General features: G+C 71.5%; 17 protein-coding genes. 8 read left to right on the top strand and 9 right to left on the bottom strand.

All coding sequences use genetic code 11. The annotated features are described in order from the left end of the window. Positions 1 to 3 precede the first annotated feature (3 nt). The 4 genes from ACLBWP_RS05055 (at position 4) to ACLBWP_RS05040 (ending at position 3,561) form a co-directional block, all read left to right on the top strand. Entirely contained in the window at positions 4 to 771 is a 768-nt protein-coding gene (locus tag ACLBWP_RS05055) for a LamB/YcsF family protein (RefSeq protein WP_447654333.1), read from the top strand. Continuing rightward, positions 771 to 1,421 carry a 5-oxoprolinase subunit B family protein gene (locus ACLBWP_RS05050; protein WP_447654332.1) on the top strand — a complete coding sequence of 217 codons (651 nt, stop codon included), beginning with the start codon at positions 771 to 773 and terminating at the stop codon, positions 1,419 to 1,421. The genes ACLBWP_RS05055 and ACLBWP_RS05050 overlap by 1 nt, the downstream gene beginning before the upstream one ends. Further along, positions 1,418 to 2,308, top strand: coding sequence for a 5-oxoprolinase subunit C family protein (locus ACLBWP_RS05045; protein ID WP_447654331.1), 891 nt, complete (start codon positions 1,418 to 1,420; stop codon positions 2,306 to 2,308). Before ACLBWP_RS05050 ends, ACLBWP_RS05045 begins: the two co-directional genes overlap by 4 nt. A 947-nt stretch (positions 2,309 to 3,255) precedes the next feature. Continuing rightward, entirely contained in the window at positions 3,256 to 3,561 is a 306-nt protein-coding gene (locus ACLBWP_RS05040) for a putative quinol monooxygenase (RefSeq protein ID WP_243562748.1), read from the top strand. A 13-nt stretch (positions 3,562 to 3,574) separates the two neighbouring features. Here the strand turns inward: ACLBWP_RS05040 and ACLBWP_RS05035 are convergent, their stop codons facing one another. From ACLBWP_RS05035 to ACLBWP_RS05010, 6 genes are all read right to left on the bottom strand, one after another. Then, positions 3,575 to 4,846 (bottom strand): type II toxin-antitoxin system HipA family toxin, encoded by a 1,272-nt coding sequence (locus ACLBWP_RS05035; RefSeq protein WP_447654330.1) that lies wholly within the window; start codon positions 4,844 to 4,846, stop codon positions 3,575 to 3,577. Then, a complete protein-coding gene (locus tag ACLBWP_RS05030) occupies positions 4,843 to 5,415 on the bottom strand; it encodes a helix-turn-helix transcriptional regulator (protein WP_447654329.1) in 573 nt (190 codons plus the stop codon). The genes ACLBWP_RS05035 and ACLBWP_RS05030 overlap by 4 nt, the downstream gene beginning before the upstream one ends. Before the next feature lie 162 nt (positions 5,416 to 5,577). Then, entirely contained in the window at positions 5,578 to 6,027 is a 450-nt protein-coding gene (locus ACLBWP_RS05025) for a hypothetical protein (RefSeq protein ID WP_447654328.1), read from the bottom strand. Positions 6,028 to 6,065: 38 nt separating this feature from the next. Next, a complete protein-coding gene (locus ACLBWP_RS05020) occupies positions 6,066 to 7,121 on the bottom strand; it encodes a DUF2891 family protein (protein WP_447654327.1) in 1,056 nt (351 codons plus the stop codon). Beyond that, on the bottom strand, positions 7,108 to 8,181 hold the full coding sequence (locus ACLBWP_RS05015; RefSeq protein WP_447654326.1) for a DUF979 domain-containing protein: 1,074 nt from the start codon (positions 8,179 to 8,181) through the stop codon (positions 7,108 to 7,110). The genes ACLBWP_RS05020 and ACLBWP_RS05015 overlap by 14 nt, the downstream gene beginning before the upstream one ends. Then, positions 8,178 to 8,885 carry a DUF969 domain-containing protein gene (locus ACLBWP_RS05010; RefSeq protein ID WP_243562758.1) on the bottom strand — a complete coding sequence of 236 codons (708 nt, stop codon included), beginning with the start codon at positions 8,883 to 8,885 and terminating at the stop codon, positions 8,178 to 8,180. Before ACLBWP_RS05010 ends, ACLBWP_RS05015 begins: the two co-directional genes overlap by 4 nt. Positions 8,886 to 9,004: 119 nt before the next feature. Here ACLBWP_RS05010 and ACLBWP_RS05005 point away from each other — a divergent pair, with 119 nt between their 5' ends. Together ACLBWP_RS05005 and ACLBWP_RS05000 are read left to right on the top strand one after the other, a co-directional pair. Further along, positions 9,005 to 9,649, top strand: a complete 645-nt coding sequence (locus ACLBWP_RS05005; protein ID WP_243562760.1) for a GntR family transcriptional regulator — start codon at positions 9,005 to 9,007, stop codon at positions 9,647 to 9,649. Between the two features lie 171 nt (positions 9,650 to 9,820). Beyond that, positions 9,821 to 11,146: a fibronectin type III domain-containing protein gene (locus ACLBWP_RS05000; protein WP_447654325.1), complete on the top strand. Its 1,326-nt coding sequence runs from the start codon at positions 9,821 to 9,823 to the stop codon at positions 11,144 to 11,146. Positions 11,147 to 11,231: 85 nt separating this feature from the next. Here ACLBWP_RS05000 and ACLBWP_RS04995 read toward each other — a convergent pair whose 3' ends face one another. Both ACLBWP_RS04995 and ACLBWP_RS04990 read right to left on the bottom strand, forming a co-directional pair. Next, on the bottom strand, positions 11,232 to 11,807 hold the full coding sequence (locus tag ACLBWP_RS04995; protein ID WP_447654324.1) for a TetR family transcriptional regulator: 576 nt from the start codon (positions 11,805 to 11,807) through the stop codon (positions 11,232 to 11,234). A 123-nt stretch (positions 11,808 to 11,930) separates the two neighbouring features. Further along, complete coding sequence (locus ACLBWP_RS04990) at positions 11,931 to 12,839, bottom strand: glycoside hydrolase family 16 protein (protein ID WP_447654323.1); 909 nt, start codon at positions 12,837 to 12,839, stop codon at positions 11,931 to 11,933. Between the two features lie 621 nt (positions 12,840 to 13,460). On the opposite strand from ACLBWP_RS04990, the gene ACLBWP_RS04985 reads away from it, so the two are divergent. Both ACLBWP_RS04985 and ACLBWP_RS04980 read left to right on the top strand, forming a co-directional pair. Further along, positions 13,461 to 14,411 carry an NAD-dependent epimerase/dehydratase family protein gene (locus tag ACLBWP_RS04985; protein WP_447654322.1) on the top strand — a complete coding sequence of 317 codons (951 nt, stop codon included), beginning with the start codon at positions 13,461 to 13,463 and terminating at the stop codon, positions 14,409 to 14,411. Positions 14,412 to 14,503: 92 nt separating this feature from the next. Further along, positions 14,504 to 14,806 carry a hypothetical protein gene (locus ACLBWP_RS04980; RefSeq protein ID WP_447654321.1) on the top strand — a complete coding sequence of 101 codons (303 nt, stop codon included), beginning with the start codon at positions 14,504 to 14,506 and terminating at the stop codon, positions 14,804 to 14,806. Between the two features lie 18 nt (positions 14,807 to 14,824). On the opposite strand, the gene ACLBWP_RS04975 is transcribed toward ACLBWP_RS04980, so the two are convergent. Further along, the gene (locus ACLBWP_RS04975) at positions 14,825 to 15,898 is read right to left on the bottom strand and encodes a threonine aldolase family protein (RefSeq protein WP_447654320.1); all 1,074 of its coding nucleotides are present in this window, start codon (positions 15,896 to 15,898) and stop codon (positions 14,825 to 14,827) included. Positions 15,899 to 15,917: the final 19 nt, after the last annotated feature.

Genomic DNA, 15,917 nt, shown 5'->3' with positions numbered 1-15,917 from the left:
CTCGTGACGACGATCGACCTCAACAGCGACCTCGGCGAGGGGTACGGCGCCTGGCCGATGGGCGATGACACCGCGATGCTCGACGTGGTCTCGAGCGCGAACATCGCGTGCGGGGCCCACGCCGGCGACCCCGTGATCATGCTCGCGACCGCGGGGGCCGCGGCTGCCCGTGGTGTCGCCGTCGGTGCACACGTCGCCTACCGCGACCTGGCGGGCTTCGGCCGACGCCCGGTCCACGTCACGCCCGCCGAGCTGCACGCCGACGTCGTCCACCAGCTCGGCGCGATGACCGCGGCGGCACACGTCGCCGGCACGGCCGTCACGTACGTCAAGCCGCACGGCGCGCTCTACAACACCGCGTGCGCCGACCCCGTGCAGGCGGACGCGGTGGTGCGTGCGGTCGCCGACGTCGACCCGACGCTCGCGATCCTGGCCCTGCCCGACTCCGAGTTGCTGCGCGCGGCCGAGCGTCTGGGGCTGCGCGCCGTCGCCGAGTCCTTCGCCGACCGCGCCTACGAACCCGACGGCTCGCTCGTGTCGCGGAGCACTCCGGGTGCGGTGCTGCACGACCCGGACCAGGTCGCTGCGCGGGTGCTCCGGATGGTCACCGAGGGGGTGGCCACCGCGGTCGACGGCTCCGAGATCCGCGTGCGGGCCGAGTCGGTCTGCGTGCACGGGGACTCCCCCTCGGCGGTCGCGATGGCGCGGGCGATCCGGACGCTGCTGACCGCGCAGGGCGTGGAGATCGCGCCCTTCGCGCCCACGCTGTGATGCTCGATCTGCGTCCCGCCGGTGGTTCGGCGCTGCTCGCCACGTTCGATTCCTTGGCGGCGGTCGTCGCGTTCCGGGCCGGGCAGTCCACGTCCGGTCTGCCGGGCGTGACCGAGGTGGTGTCCGGCGCCCGGACCCTGCTGTTCCGCTTCGACCCGACGGTCACCGATGCCGGTCGTGTGCGCGCGGCACTCGCGGCACTCGTGGCGGTCGAGCCCGCGGTCGACGCCGTGGACGACGCCGAGGCCGAGCCCGTCGTGATCCCGGTGACGTACGACGGCGAGGACCTCGACGACGTCGCCCGCCTCGCCGGCATGTCCGCCACCGACCTGGTCGCGTGGCACACCGGGCAGGTCTGGACGAGTGCGTTCTGCGGGTTCGCCCCGGGCTTCAGCTACCTGACGGGCACGTCGCCATCGCTCGACCTGCCCCGCCGTGCGAGCGCGCGCACGGCCGTGCCGAGCGGCGCCGTGGCACTGGCGGGCGAGTTCAGCGCCGTGTACCCGCGCACGTCGCCCGGCGGCTGGCAGCTCATCGGGCGCACCGATGCGCCGATGTGGTCGCTCGACCGCGACCCGCCGGCGCTCGCGCCCGCCGGCACGCGCGTCCGGTTCGTGGCGGCCGACGCGCTCGTGGCGGTCGACCGGTGAGCGCGCTGACGGTTCTGCGCGTCGGGTACGGCGTGACGACCCAGGACCGCGGACGGCCGGGCTTCAGCGACATGGGGCTCGGTTCGGCCGGCGCCGCCGACCGCGGGTCCGCCGCACTGGCCAATCGGATGGTCGGCAACCGGCCCGACGCGGCCGTCCTGGAGGCCCTGCTCGGCTCCGTCTCGCTGCGGTCCGACGCGCACGTGGTCGCCACGGTCACCGGCGCACCCTGCCCCGTCGACGTCGAGCGTCTCGACGGCACGATCCGGGGTGCCGCGGCGTACGAGGTGCTGCTGCTCGGTCCCGGCGACGTCCTGCACATCGGGGTGCCGGCGACCGGGCTGCGCGCGTACGTCGCCGTCCGGGGCGGGTTCGCCGTCGAGCCCGTCCTGGGCAGCCGCTCGTTGGACTCGCTGGCACGACTCGGGCCGGCGCCGCTGTCGGTCGGGGACGTCCTGCCGATCGGATCCGCAGCGGAGGCCGGATCGTGGCCGGTCGTCGACGCCGTCGCTCCACCACGCGAGCCGATGCCCGGCGAGCCGGTCGTGCTCGACGTTGTGCCCGGTCCGCGCGACGACTGGTTCACCCCCGCGTGGCGCTCGACCCTGACCGAGCAGGAGTACGCCGTCAGCGCCGACAGCGACCGGGTCGGCGTCCGGACCACCGCCGCGGTCCCCCTCGTCCGCGCCGTCACGCACGAGCTGCCGAGCGAGGGGGTCGAGACCGGGTCGTTGCAGGTGCCGCCCGAGGGGCACCCCGTGCTGTTCCTGGCGGACCACCCGGTGACCGGGGGCTACCCGGTCGTGGCGGTCCTGACGCCCGGGTCCGTCGACCGGGCGGCGCAGTTGCGCCCCGGTGACGTGGTGCGCTTCCGCATCGTGCGCTGATGGCGGTGGGATGTCTGCGAGCAAACCGGCTCATGACGACGCGTACACGACGCCGATCTCCGCCCTGCTCCCCGGGACTGATTGCTCAGGCGCGGTCGCTGGCCGGGGACACCCCCTGCAGACGGATCGGTCAGAATGAGTCAAGGACTCAGGTGGAAGGGGCGGCAGTCATCGGTGATGGTTGTGCGGATTGTTGGCCGCGCTCACTCTCGGGGGGATGCATGGTGAGATGCGCGTGTTCGATGATGCACGCTGCCCGCGCCGACACCGACCCCGACTGCTCGTGGCCGACCGACATCGGCGCGGGATCGACAGCCCACCGCTGATGAGGATCCTTCTGGCAGTAGCGAGTGTCTTCGTGGTCCTCCTGGTCGCCGGATGCACGGGCGAAGCGGCAACAAATGTCCTCCCGCTCCCACCATCCACCGTGGACCTCTCCGGGCAGCGACTCGACCTTCGGCTCCATCGTGCATCCGACGCGCTGCCCTCGAACCTGGGCCCTGCGTTCTCTGCGAAGGAGGATGGCGCCGGTCGGTACTCACTGACGTGGCTTGACACGCCGTATGCGTCCTGCGGAAGAGCCTCGGCGGTCACGTACCTGCCATCGGCACACACCATCACGATCGCGTTGATCCGGGGTGTTCGGTCGCAACGGAACTGCCCCTTGCGGCGAAGCGGTTCACCGCTGCGGTGGACCTGTCGAAGGTGGCATCCGGCAAGACGGTTCTGATGGCGAGTTCGAAGTCGAGGTGACGATCGTTGCGGAGGACGTCGCACACCACCCGTCGGGGGAGATGTGGCCGGTCCGTCGGCCGGGCAGCGCAGTTGCGCCCGAGTGACCCGGTGCGCTTCCGCATCGTGCGGTGAGGAACAACTCGGGCGCGCTCCGAGTTGGCTCGGAGTGCGCGACCGGATCGGGCTGCGCTTCACGACGGAAAGGTGTTCTCATGTCGATGACGGTGTTCCTCGAGGTCCGACTGCGTGACGACCTGCCGGCCGAGACGATCGAGTCCGCGATCCGCGAGACCCTGGCGCAGACCGCGGCGTTCGACGGCAACGAGTCGCTCGAGGTGCTGGTCGACGATGCCGACGCAACCCGCGTCGTCGTGCTCGAACGGTGGACGACCACGGCCGCCCACGATGCCTACGTCGCGTGGCGTGCCACACCCGAGGGCAAGGCCGAGGCACTCGCCGCGATCCTGGCTGAGCCGCCCGTCACCAGGACATTCGACCGGAGCATCACGCTCTCGTAGCGCCAGGCGGCCTTCAGGACTGCAAGGCCCATTCGAGCTGTGGTGTGACGAACGCCACTCGGAGCAGTTCGCGTTGCGCGGTTGCGATACCGAGAGCGGCCGCGACCGACTCCCAGTTGACCACGGACGCCGCGACGCGCGCGATGATCGAGCGGGCCTCGGCGTCGCGCAGACGGAACGCTCCGGCGATGTCGACGAGGTGTTGTAGGTGGCGATCCGCCGGGTCGTCGCCAGCGTTGATCTGACGCGAGTCGATGACGCCTCGATGGCGGCTGGGGTTCACATCGAACAGCGGCGAGAGGTTCCAGCCACGGTCGGTGTGGATGAACCCGTGGTTGCGCCAGTGATCGTCGACGTTGTTGACGAGCACGGTCAACGCGATGCGTCCGAACATCTCTCTGAGATCTGCGGCCGGCGTGACGCTCCATTGATCGATCACGTCGGCGAAGTCCTCGTAGGTCTCGCGCGCACCGTCGTCGTGTGCTCGGAGTCCGAACGCCGTCCGGGCGGACATGTACCCGAAGCGCTCCCCTGCTGCCCCTCGATCGAAGCGTTCCGAGACCAGCACGGCGCGCCCGGCGTCGGCGCTCGCCAACGTCCATCGCGGCGTGGACAGACCAGCGTCCGCGGCGAGCGCCAGCGCGACGGCTTCCCAGCGCTCGACGTCGACGTTCCCGTCCTTCGAGTGTGGGAGCTTCGCGATCGCGAGGCTGCCGGAGTCCGTCCGGACGTTCGCCTTCGGTCGCGCTCCCCCAGGCGATGTCGCCACGTCGTTGAGGTACGCGATGTCATCATCGGTCGCCTGTTCGAGCTCGTACCGTCGCGCTGCTTCGACGATCCGGTCGAGATCGTGAAAGTTCGCGACGCCTGCTTCACTCGACAGCCAGGTCTCACCGACGCGGAGTCGGAGGGCACCCATCCGCGTGTGGTCAGCAACACCGAGCAGGTAGTCGAACTCACCCAAGCGCGCAGGCAACGCTGAGTCGACACGTCGCCGGCGTGCATGGTCTGCGCGGATGAGCTTCTGGCCCCAGTCGTCGGGGGCCGCGTCACTGAACGCACCGGGCAGCGTCGAGTTCTCGGCGACGTAGATGCGCCGCTGGCCGAGCGGGAGATCTGGTGAGATCTGCCAGCCGTCGCGCACCCACGCAGCGTCGTACTCGAACGACGACGAGGCGAGGTTCCGCCCGCCCATGAACGACGGTCGCAGGACTCCGACGCGACGAGTGCCGGTGCCGGTGCCGGTGCCGGTGCCCACCCAGACCTCGACCTCGCCCGGAGTCACAGGGTCTTCCCGAGGCGGAGCATGTCGTCGATCCGAGCTCGAGCTGCTTCGTTGTTGTACGGATCGATCCCGGCAACAGCGGCGTCCGCGATGCCGAGAGCGCCCAGCACAGCGAAGAGGGAATCGATGCGTCCACCTTCGCCCGCCTCGATCGCGCGGAGCGTCTGACGGGAGACTGCTGCCCGATCAGCGAGCTCAGCGGCGGACATGCCGTTGATCGCCCTCCAGCGTCGGACGTTCTCGCCGAGCGCCGCCAGCTGTCGCCGTCGCCGGGCGGATGTGCGTTGAACCACAGGGGCCTCCTGATACGAAATCATACCAGGACGGATCACTTCTGACATGAATTCATGCACATCTGACGGTGACTCTCTCCTGCGTTCGAATGGACAGCCCGGCCCGACGACGTGATCCGGCATGATCGAGCCGTGGACTGCTTGCCCCCAACCTCGCGCGCGCTCCGCCGTCGACTCCGCGACGCGCACTGCCCCGAATGCCGACATGCGTGGGCAGAGCACCCTGGCGCAGCCGGCGAGGCGTTCTGCAGCGAGTGCGAGTTCGAGCGCGAGCATGAAGCTGCACTCCGGGACCAACCACTCTGCGCACGCGGTGTTCCTGCCGAGATCCTGCGAGGGTCGACTGCCGCCGAGCTCGAGCGCACGGCACCGTTCGTGCGGAAAGTCAGCCTCTGGGTGCTCGCCGCGCTCGGCCGGATGCCCTGACGCGCCTGACCATCAGCTCGCCGGGCGGACGTTCCCGTCGGCGTCGAGGGGGTCGGCGGCGCCCGGCACGATCAGGCGCCACAGGCCGGGTCGCTCCGCCGTCAGGTACAGCCGGTAGCGGCCGGGCTCGGCGAGCACGTCGTCCAGGTACTCGACGGGCTTCCCGCTCGACGTGCACTGGTCCGACGGCGAGAACAGTTCGAGCGACCGGGACGGCGCCGTCCCCTTGACCACCTCGGTGACGGTGGCCTCGAGCAGGCGGTAGTCGCCCTCGACGTCGACGGTCCGGTCGGTCGCGCGGACATGGGCATCCACGACCAGCGGAGCCGCGTCCATGCGGTCCTGCGCGGTGTCGAGCTGGATGCCGTCTCTGCACGAGACCGTCCCGGCGAAGCTGCACCCGCTCAGTGTGACGACCAGCAGCGTCACTGCTGCGACGACCCCGACATTCCCCCTCGGCATGCGCTCATCCTGCACGACGGGCGAGACGGGCGCCAGGGTCAGCGGGCGGCGTGCTCGCGGGCCTCCATCGCGTCCCAGGCGAAGCTCGCCAGCCAGTGCGTGGACCAGTACTCCTCGCCGACGCTCGCCTGCAGCCCCGACGCCAGCAGCCGATCGGCCGCATCGCCGAGCAGGTCCGCCAGCGCGGTGTCGTCCGGATCGGCAGCACGCAGGACGTCCGCAATCCGACGGACGGCTCCGGCACGCGACAGGTCGAGCCCGAACAGGTGCACCTGCTGCGGGTCGTGCTCGTCGCGGACCACGGTCGGGGTCAGGACCGCGTCGCCGGCACGGACCTCGGCGAAGAACGCCCGGGCCCACGGCGCGAACTCGGCCGTGGGCAGGACCGCCCGCATCAGGTCGGCCTCGGCGAACCCGGCGGACAGGAAGTCGTGCCCGCTGCGCTCCCAGGCGAAGGGCCAGCCAGCGTCGTCGCCGAACCAGTCACGGGCAGCCTGGGACACCGTGGCCGCCAGGTCGTCGCGACCCAGGGATCGTGCCGCATCGAGCACGAGCAGCAGCCCGAACGCGGAGTTGCTGTGTACGCCGTGCCGGACGGGGTGTGCTGCGCCGGCAACCCAGCGCGTGACCAGGTCGTCGAGCACGTCGACGACCGGAGCGAACCCCGGCGCCAGTGATCGGACGGCGGGGACGTCGGAGGCCTGGACCTCGGCGGCCAGCTTCATCAGCCAGGCCCAGCCGTAGGGCCGTTCGTAGTGGGGCGTCTCGTGCAGGTACGCGGCCTCGGTCGCCAGGTGTTCCGCGCGCAGGTGGTCCTGCAGCACCGCGGTGATCTGGTCCTGTGGACCGGCGGGCAGGCCGAACGCGACCAGACGGGCGGCCAACCAGTGCATGTGCACCGAGGAGTGCCAGTCGTACGAGGTCGCGAAGGCCGGGTGGAGCTCGACCGGCAGCGCCCGGTCGTCGGGCCCCGACGTGGTGTGGTGCGCGGCGTACGGGTACTCGCGGGTGGTGTTCTGCAGGGCGACGGCTGCGAACTGCTCGGCCCAGGCAGCGCGGTCGAGGTCGATCCGGGCGCGATCAGAATGCGACAAGGTACATGACTCCCACGTTGACGACGAGCAGGATGGCGGCGGTGGGGATCTGCGCCTTGATCGGGCCGTACTTGTCCCGCATCTCGAGCAGCGCCGCCGGCACCAGGTTGAAGTTGGCGGCCATCGGTGTGACCAGCGTGCCGCAGAACCCGGCGAGCATGCCGATCGCGAAGATCGCCGCGGGGTTGCCGTCGAAGCCCTGCACGAGCACCGGCCAGCCGATCGCGGCGGTCATGATCGGGAACGCCGCGAACGCGTTGCCCATGATCACCGTGAACAGCGCCATGCCCAGGCAGTAGACGACGACCGCGGCCAGCAGCGACCCGCTCGGCAGGATCGACTTGATGATGGTGCCGACCGCGTCGCCGACCCCGGCCTGGGTGAACACGATGCCGAGCGTCGAGAGCATCTGCGGCAGCAGCGCGGCCCAGCCGATCGCCTGCAGCAGGCGGCCGCCCTCGCGCACCGGGGTCGCGAGCGACGGTGGCCGCAGGACGAACACCGCGACGACGACGGCGAGCACCGATCCGATGCCGAGCCCGGTCAGCGTGGCACTGCCCTCGGCGAGCAGGGGCCCGCCGCCGAACGACACGAGTGGGCCGAGGGTCGCGACCAACACGGCCACGACCGGCACGACCAGCGCCGGGACGAACAGCCGGTTGCCGAACCGCAGGGCGGAGGCGGCGCGTTCGTCCGGCGTCGTGGTGGCGAGCACGCTCCTGCTGCTGCCGTCGGCCCTCGGGGTGACGCCGGTCGGTTCGGCAGGTCCGGTCTCGGCGCCGGTGCCGGCACCGGGGATGCTCGCCACCCGGGTCCGGCTGGTCGTGCCGGTGAAGCCGAGCCCCGCCAGAGCCACCATCACCAGCACGGCGACACCGAGTGCCCACGCCGGCGCGGTCTTCGCGGCGACGAACGTGCCGTAGAAGAAGGACAGGCCGAGGATGCCCCAGAACGCCGCGTTGCCGAGCCGCTTGGCGTGCGTGGTGTCGGTGACGATCAGCACCGCGACCGCGATGAAGAACGCGCCGATGAGCCAGTAGAGCCATTCGCTGGTGATCACGCCGCGACCCCCGCCTGGGCCGTCGCGCCGCGGGCGTCCGCAGCCATCCGGTCGAGCTTGCGGTCGAACAGCAGCAGGCGGGTGCCGTGCACGAGCAGCGCCGCGATGCCCGTCGGGATGGCCCAGAGCGCCAGGTCGATGGGTTCGAGTGCCAGGTCGTAGGTGGCGTCGACGAACGTCGTGATGAGCAGGATCGAGCCCACGGCGACGAAGACGTCCTCGCCGAAGAACACCCCGACGGTGTCCGACGACGCCGAGTACCCCTTGATCTTCTCGCGCATCGTCTCGTCCACCCGGCCGTACTTCTTGATGGCCGCACCCTCGGCCATCGGGTACACGAGCGGTCGCACGGTCTGGGCCGGCCCGCCGATGCTGGTGAGCCCGACCGCCGCGGTGACCTGCCGGATGACCAGGTACCCGGCCAGCAGCCGGCCGGTCGTGAGCCGGTCGAGCTTGGCGATGAGCCGCTTGGCCTGGTCCTGCAACCCGTAGCGCTCGACGAGCCCGATGACCGGCAGCACGAGCGCGAAGGTGGTGACGGAGCGGCTCGACGCGAAGCCGTTGCCGAACGCGTCGAGGATGCCGACGGGCCCGATGCCGCCGATGGCCGCAGTGACGATGCCGGCGACCGTGACGACGAGCAGCGCGTTGACCCGCAGTGCGAACCCGACGATGACGACGGCAACCCCGATGAGGACGAACATGCGGGACAGTCTGGACCGCATTGTTCAACAATCACAAGCACATCGCGTGATCTGTAACACGCCGGTCACACGCGACACCGGGTGATGGGACGCCCACCACTCCGTGCCAGGATCGCCCCATGACCCGAACCGTCAGCGGCGCAGCGTCGACGGCCGACCGGCTGCGCGCGATGATCGCCGCGGGCGACTTCTCCCCCGGCGCACAGCTCTCCGAGGAGCGCCTCAGCGAGCAGCTCGGCGTCTCACGGAACACCCTGCGCGAGGCATTCCGCCTGCTCGCCCGCGACCGGCTGGTCGAGCACGTCTTCAACCGTGGGGTCTTCGTCCGCCGCCTCACCGCCGAGGACGTCACCGACCTGTACGCCGCGCGCCAGGTGCTCGAGGGCGCCGCGGTCCGCGCCATCGCCCCCGACTCCGCCGCGATGCGGGACGTCGCCGCAGCCGTCGATGACGCGCGGGTCGCCGCCGCAGCGGGCGACTGGCAGGCGGTCGGCACGGCGGACATCAGGTTCCACGCCGCGCTCGTCCGGGCCCTGCCGAGCGAACGGCTCTGGGGACTCATGGACGGGCTGCTCGCCGAGATGCGGCTGGCCTTCCTGACGACCGACGACCCCGCCGCCTTCCACGCCGGCTTCGTCGACCGCAACCAGGCGATCGTCGCCGCACTGCGCGCCGGCGACCCGGAAGCCGCGTCGACCCTGCTGACCGACTACCTGGACGACGCTGCGCGCACGCTCCGATCCGCGGCGGCAGCAGCCGACTGACGGACGGGAGGCCCGTGGCAGCGCCGCCACGGGCCTCCCGTCCGCACCGCCACGGCAACCATGCGGTGCGGGGAACCGCACATCGCACGTCCAGCCGTTCCCGAGCGGGAACAGCGGGTGCCAGCATGAGCCGTCCGCCGCATCTGCGCCCCGGACAGAGGGGATCCCATCGTGAAGAAACTCGTGATCGTCGCCGTCGCTGCGGCGGCACTCGTCCTCGGAGCAGCCGCACCAGCGGCTGCCGCTCCTGTCCGGTCCGCCCCGGCCACCCCGATCCGCGTCACCGTCCGTGGGGAGGACGACACCGCGACCGTGCACTGGCGTGCGGCACGTCAGGGCGCGCCGGTCGCGGGGTGGACCGTCGCCGTCAAGCCGGTCGAGCAGCGCCCGGGTCACGGCGTCGTGACCCTGCCCGTGAACGCGCGGTCGCACTGCTTCGAGTCGTTGACACCGGGGACGACCTACACGTTCTCGGTCCGCGCCACGAACAAGCGCGGCAGCAGCCCGGCGGCCTCGGTGCGGTACACGGTGCCGAAGGTCGCTGCACCGACCGTCTCCGCACTGTTCGGACTCGACACCGCGGGCAACGTCGTCCGCTTCGCCACCGACGGCAGCACGGCGAGCACCGTCGTCGCACCGAACGGCGACGGCTACACCGCCGACCAGCAGGGCGACGTCTTCGTGCCTGCCGCTGACGGCACCACCATCGTCGAGTACCCGCACGACGGCTCCGCGTCCCACTCGGTCGCGACCGGACTGCACGCCTCGCCGGACCTGCGCACCGACGACGCGGGCGATCTGTTCTGGGCGGACTCCGTCTCCGGCGCAGTGACCCGACTGCCCGCCGGCAGCAGCACCCCGGCCGCCGTGCCGGGACTCGGCACACCCGGCTCGCTGTGGGCCGTGTCCTCGACCGGCATCGTGGCGACCTTCCGCCACGCGTCGTCGGGTGACGTGCTGACCGTGCGCACCGCAGCGGGAGCCGTCACGACCCGCACGCTGACCGGTTCGGGACCGTTCCCCTCGGGTCGTGCGGACGCCATGTCCGTCGAGGCCGACGGTGACGTCTACATCCACTCGTGGACGGTCGGCGCCAGCGGCTACAACACGTGGTACCTGCTGCCCGTGGGGAGCTCGACCTCGACGAAGCTGTCGGACCGCACGGCGTTCGAGATCGGCGCGGTGAGCAAGGACGGCTTCGTGCTGGTCGAGTCGAAGCAGTGGTGCGCGGCCCCGGCCGAGTACCCGACCCCGTGCGCCATCGACCGGTCGTTCTCCGACGAGCTCGTCCGATCCGGCACCACGACGACGAAGTACCCGGTGACGGGCATCACCGCCGTCGACCGTGCACCGGTGTTCGGCGTGACCGACGACGCCGGCGACCTGTTCGGCGACATCCCCGCCGGTCCGACGCCGGGTCTCTGGCGCCTGCCGGCCGGTGGTGGAGCCGCACAGCAGCTCTCCGCCGACCAGTTCACCCGCCTCGTCGCAGCCTGACACGACGCAGCACCGAGAACGCCCCGCCGTCATCCGACGGCGGGGCGTTCCTCGTCCCCCGAGCAGTCGGGCGGGACGACGTCGGTCAGTGCCCGAGCAGTGCGGCGACCGCGTCGACGACGACCTGGCGTCGCCGCGGTGCTGTCACGGACTGCACCAGGGGCGCGTACTCGGACGTGGTCGAGCTCCAGAAGGCGGCCAGGTGCACGACCAGCCCGAGCAGGACGGCGGGACGGTGGGACCGTGGGAGGACCCCGGCGCGCTGGGCGTGTTCGACCGCGGCGGTCAGCTCTGTGGCGCGCTCGACGATCGCCGGCAGCGGGTGCTGATCGGCACGCTCGAGCCGGTGCCACGTCAGCAGGCGCGGCATCCACGGGCGATCGACCGCGGCGTCGTGCAGGTTCCCGGCCCACTCCGGCAGGTGCTCGGCGTCGAACGGGACCGCAGCGAGCAGGTCGTCGACGGTCTGGGTGACCAGGGCGTCGAACAGTCCTTCCTTGCTGCCGAAGTAGTGGAAGGCCTGCGCCTTGTTGCTCGAGGCGGCGGCACCGATGCGTTCGATGCGCGCCGACGCCAGGCCGACGGCGGCGAACTCGTCGCGTGCCGCGAGCAGCAGTCGGGTGCGCATCGCTTCGGCGGCGGGCGGCGTGAAGGTGGCCATGGCCACCACGGTACCGAGCGGGCGGGGCAGGCGGCAGCAGGCGCGGTGGGACGGGCCGCAGACACGGGAGGCCCGGTGCCAGCTGGCACCGGGCCTCCCGTCCGTCTCCGGTTCAGACCACGATCACTCGGTGGTCGCGACCCAGTCGATCTGCAGGTTGCCGGAGGCACCCCAGTTGCCGGTCTGGAACATGAAGCGGTGCGGCGTGGTCGGCACGTCGTGCGTCACGGTCTGCAGGACCTTGCCGTCGACGCTGTACGTCACCGACTGACCGGGGATCCACTGGACCGTGTAGGTGTGCCAGTCGCGCCACGAGACCCCGCTGGGGATCTGGGTCCGGTTCGCCTCTTGACCCGGGGTCATCGAGTGCTGGAACGCGGAGGGGCTTGCCTCGAAGTTGCCCTCGGGGAAGTCGATCTCGCCGTCGGACCAGACGTTCGACGTCGGCCACAGCATGAACGCCGCGCCGTTGCCGTCGCCACCGTCCGCACGAGCGCGGACGGAGAAGGTCCCACCGACGTGGTCCCAGGCGCCGGCCGAGGTGCCGAAGGTGCCGGCAGCGCCGTCACCACCGAGCGCGACGTTCATGACGCCGTTCGCCACGGAGACGGTCTTGCTCGGCGCGTAGATGCCCGACGTGCCGTCCGGGTAGGGCTGCCACGCCTGCTTGTACAGCGACGCGACCTTGCCGAGCAGGGCCGGCGTGTTGAAGTCCTCGACGAACGACGCGTCCGGCGCGGTCGCAGCGGAGTCCTGCTGCGCGGCGGGGGCGGCCTCGGCCGTCACGTCGTCGGTCGGGGTGGGCTCCGGCGTCGTGTCCTCGACCGGTGCCGACTCTTCGGTCGGCGCAGGCGTGGGGTCCTCGGTCGGGGTCGGCGTCGGGTCCTCGGTGGGGGTCGGCGACGGCGCGGGGCGGGAGTGGTGGGAGCCACCGTCCCAGCCCCACCAGGCGCAGGCCTGTGCGGCGGTGGGGGCCCCGATCAGCATCAGGCTCGCGGTGGCCACCGCGATCATCTTGGCGCGGCGGTTCATCGGGCGTTCCGTTCGGTGGGGGTCGTGGGGGTCTTCAGGCGCATGGGCGTGCGCGTGCTTCGAGTGGAGATGTCGGGCTCCTCTAGGGGCTCGGGCGCGGGAAGCGGCGGGATGGGATGCGTCCGGACGGCAGGATGCCGAAGGTGGTTCGGTGACGCGTCCCCCAGACATGATGCATCATCTGTGCCTCGTTCGGGGGACACTGCACAAATCGGTGCCTGAACATCCAGGGTCCACACCGTGGACTCGCCGGCTCGCGAGCCGACCGGACGGTGCAGTCCGCGCACGCCTGGGAACCCGCCAGCGCACCGGGTCGTACCGTCGCTGGTGCTCCTCCGCGGTCCCGAGCCGCGGATGCCCGACCCCGGTACCGGGCGGACAGCGTCTGACGAGAGCGTCGCACCCGACGGCGTCGTAGCGCGCGGGCGTCCCCCCGGGCCCGAACCCGCCGTGGACACCCTCGCACCTCTGCGCGCGGGCGCTGGCGGCGGCGGGGGTCTGCGCGCATCGCACCCTCTCAGCCCCATCGCGCCCCCGTGGCACGGGGCGCGATGTCCACGCCGGGGTGCGACCCAGGCACCCCGGAGCGCCCCTGCCCGCGCGAGCGGGTTGACTGGTCCCATGGCAGACGTGCTGATCCTCGGTGGCACCGGTTGGCTCGGTCGACACATCGCCGCACAGTCCCTGGCGGACGGCGATGACGTCACCTGCCTGGCGCGAGGCACGTCCGGCGCCGTGCCCGACGGAGCACGGCTCGTGCGCGCAGACCGACGCGATCCCGACGCGTACGACCGGGTCCGCCGCCCGTGGGACCGCGTCGTCGAGATCGCGTCCGACCCGGGCCTGGTGGCCGGAGCGCTCGACGCGCTCGCCGACCACGCCGGGCACTGGACGCTCGTCTCGACGATCTCCGTCTCCGCGGACGACGACCGACCCGGCGCCGACGAGTCCGCTCCCCTGGTCGAGCCGTCGGACCTGTCGCAGTACGCCGACGCCAAGGTCGCCGCCGAACGTGCGACGGCCGAGCGACTCGGCGACCGGCTGCTGATCGCCCGCCCCGGGTTGATCGTCGGCCCCGGTGACCCGAGCGACCGGTTCGGGTACTGGCCCGCTCGGCTGAGCCAGCCCGGCCCGGTGCTGATCCCGACGCCGACGGACCGGTTCGTGCAGACGGTCGACGTCCGCGACCTGGCCGCGTGGATCGCCCGCACCGATGCCACCGGCCCGGTGAACGTCGTCGGCGATGCCGTCCCGATGGACGCCTTCTTCCGCGAGGCCGTCGCGGTGGCCGGCTTCACGGGCGAGCTCCTCCCGCTCGAGGACGAGGCCCTGTTTGAACACGACGTCCGCTACTGGGCAGGTCCCCGATCGCTGCCGCTCTGGCTGCCACGCTCGGCGTCGGGCTTCGCCCGTCGGTCGAACAGCGCGTTCCGGCAGTCGGGCGGGACCACCCGGCCGCTCAGGACGACCCTGCGGGACGTCCTGACGGACGAGCAGGCTCGAGGCGTCACCCGCCCACGACGCTCCGGCCTGACGCTGGCAGAGGAGGCCGCGGTCCTCGCAGCCCGGTGACCGCGGACGGGAGGCCCGGTACCAGCTGGCACCGACCCTCCTGTCCGGCGATGGGTCGCGTCAACGACCCGTGCCGTCCGTAGGCTCGTTGCATGTCCACCAGGTCGAAGCCGTTCGCGCAGTACGCCACGGTGCTGTCGGACGGCCGCACCGCCGTCGAGGTGGCGGTCTTCGATCCGTTCCTCGTCACGGTCGTGCTCGTCGCGTCGAGCAAGCGGGACGCGCTCGATCGGGTCCGGTCACTCGGCGGCCGGAACGTGCACGTCGCGAACGCGCTCGCGTCGCACCCACTGAGCGACATCGCGCCCCGGTGCGACGGGGCGCGATGTCCGCACCGGGGTGCGAAGCGCGCGGGCCGGCCGGCGGGCGCGCAAGGCGGACCGACGGAGCGGTAGGCCCCGCCCCGACGCGCCTCAGGCCGCGTCGAGCTCCCGCGTCAGCGCCGCCACGAAGTCGTCGATGTCCTGCTCCGAGGTGTCGAACGAGCACATCCACCGCACCTCGTTCCGGCTGGCGTCCCAGTCGTAGAACCGGAAGTGCTTGCGCAGCCGATCGGCCACGCCGGCGGGCAGCGTCGCGAAAACCCCGTTCGCCTGGGTCTGCTGGCTGAATCCGACGCCCTGGATGCTGCCGTCCGCGATCCCCTGCTCGAGGGCCGACCGGAGTCGAGCGGCCATGGCGTTGGCGTGCCCGGCGGAGCGCAGGTACAGGTCGTCGGACAGCAGCGCGATGAGCTGGGCCGACACGAACCGCATCTTCGACGACAGCTGCATGTTCAGCTTGCGGAGGTAGTGCAGGCCCTCGGATGCCGTCGGGTTCAGCACGATGATCGCTTCGCCGTAGAGCATGCCGTTCTTGGTGCCGCCGAAGCTCAGCACGTCGACACCGGCGTCCGTGGTGAACTCGCGCAGCGGGACCCCGAGCGACGCCGCCGCGTTCGAGATGCGGGCACCGTCCATGTGCAGCTTCATGCCGAGCGGGTGGATGTGGTCGGCGATCGCGCGGACCTCGTCGACCGTGTACGCGGTGCCGAGCTCGGTCGTCTGGGTGATCGACACGACGAGCGGCTGGGGCCGGTGCTCGTCACCCCAACCCCAGGCTTCCTTGTCGATGAGCTCCGGGGTGAGCTTGCCGTCGGGGGCGTCGACGGTCAGCAGCTTGATGCCGGCGACCCGCTCCGGAGCCCCGGCTTCGTCGGTGTGGATGTGCGCGGTCGAGGTGCACACGACGGCACCCCAGCGCGGCAGCATCGACTGCAGACCGACGACGTTCGCGCCCGTGCCGTTGAACACCGGGAAGGCCTCGGCCTGCTCGCCGAAGTGCTGGCGGACGACGTCGTTGAGCCGTGCCGTGTAGACGTCCTCGCCGTAGGCGATCTGGTGTCCGGCGTTGGCGGCGGCGATCGCGTCGAGGATCTCGGGGTGCACCCCGGCGTAGTTGTCCGAGGCGAAGCCCCGCAGGTCCAGGTCGTGCAGTTGCAGGGTCACTTCTTCATCCTAGGTTCGA

Source organism: Microbacterium sp. M1A1_1b, from assembly GCF_053345565.1.
Note: the sequence above shows the minus strand (reverse complement) of the source record. Positions and strands in the feature narration are given on the sequence as shown.